Below are 1,199 nucleotides of genomic sequence, written 5' to 3'. Positions count from 1 at the left end.
CGGGGCCGGTGCCCCACGCGTGACGTCCCGCACCACCTCGACGGGCACCCGCACCCCGTCCACGACCAGGCCCTCACGGGCGGCCCGCACACCGGCCTCGACCCTGGCGACCTCCCACCGGCGCCGGAACGCCTCGTGCCAGCGCAGCTCGGTGCACGCCGCACGAGCCCGGTCCACGGCCTGCGCGACCCCCTCGAGCTCGGCGACCGGCACCAACGGATGACCCACGCGACCTGACACGCCCCCCACCCTACGGAGGGCACGGACCGCCCCGGCGCGCCACACTGGGCCGATGAGCCCAGCGCCGAGCGTCTCGTCGTCGATCACCGTCCGGCTGCAGGTCCAGGCCCGGCCCACCGCCGTCAGCGAGCTCACCACCGCGATCGAGCACGCCGAGGGCATCGTGACCGCACTGGACGTCACGGTCTCGGACCCCGAACGCATCGGGGTGGACGTCACGTGCGCGACCCGCGGGCAGGAGCACGCCGACACGATCGTCGCCGCCCTGCGCGACCTGCCCGGGGTGGACGTCGAGCGGGTCAGCGACCGCACCTTCCTGCTGCACCTGGGTGGGAAGCTGTCCATCGAGCCCAAGGTGCCCCTGCGCAACCGCGACGACCTGTCGATGGCGTACACCCCCGGGGTCGCCCGTGTGTGCGAGGCGATCGCCGCCCACCCCGAGGACGCCCGCAACCTCACCATCAAGCGCAACACCATCGCCGTCGTCACCGACGGGACCGCGGTGCTGGGCCTGGGTGACGTCGGCCCGCTCGCGGCGCTGCCCGTCATGGAGGGCAAGGCCGCCCTGTTCAAGCGGTTCGCCGGGATCGACGCGTTCCCCGTGGCCCTGGACACCACCGACGTCGACACGATCGTGGAGACGGTGTGCGCGATCGCGCCCGTGTTCGCGGGCATCAACCTGGAGGACATCTCGGCCCCGCGCTGCTTCGAGGTGGAACGTCGGTTGCGTGAACGCCTCGACATCCCCGTGTTCCACGACGACCAGCACGGGACGGCGATCGTCGCGCTCGCCGCCCTCACCAACGCCCTGACCGTCGTCGGCAAGCAGATCACCGACGTGCGCGTGGTGATGTCCGGTGCCGGGGCCGCCGGGACGGCGGTGCTGCGACTGCTCCTGGAGGCCGGGGTGCGGGACGCCGTGGTGTGCGACGTCGACGGGGTGGTGCACCCCGACCGGC

Annotated in this window: 1 protein-coding gene and 1 pseudogene; one reads left to right on the top strand and one right to left on the bottom strand. The window is 73.3% G+C overall.

The features are described from left to right. Positions 1-240 (bottom strand): annotated as a pseudogene (locus N869_RS17540) (cell filamentation protein Fic); the annotation flags it as partial. 52 nt (positions 241-292) lie between these two features. Here N869_RS17540 and N869_RS15210 point away from each other — a divergent pair. Beyond that, positions 293-1,199 (top strand): NAD-dependent malic enzyme (locus N869_RS15210; RefSeq protein WP_035063069.1); only part of this gene is annotated, 907 nt, incomplete at its 3' end.

Origin of the sequence: Cellulomonas bogoriensis 69B4 = DSM 16987, assembly GCF_000767165.1 — a bacterium.
GTDB lineage: Bacteria > Actinomycetota > Actinomycetes > Actinomycetales > Cellulomonadaceae > Actinotalea > Actinotalea bogoriensis.
The sequence above is the reverse complement of the archived record's forward strand: the minus strand, read 5'-3'. Positions and strand labels throughout refer to the sequence as shown.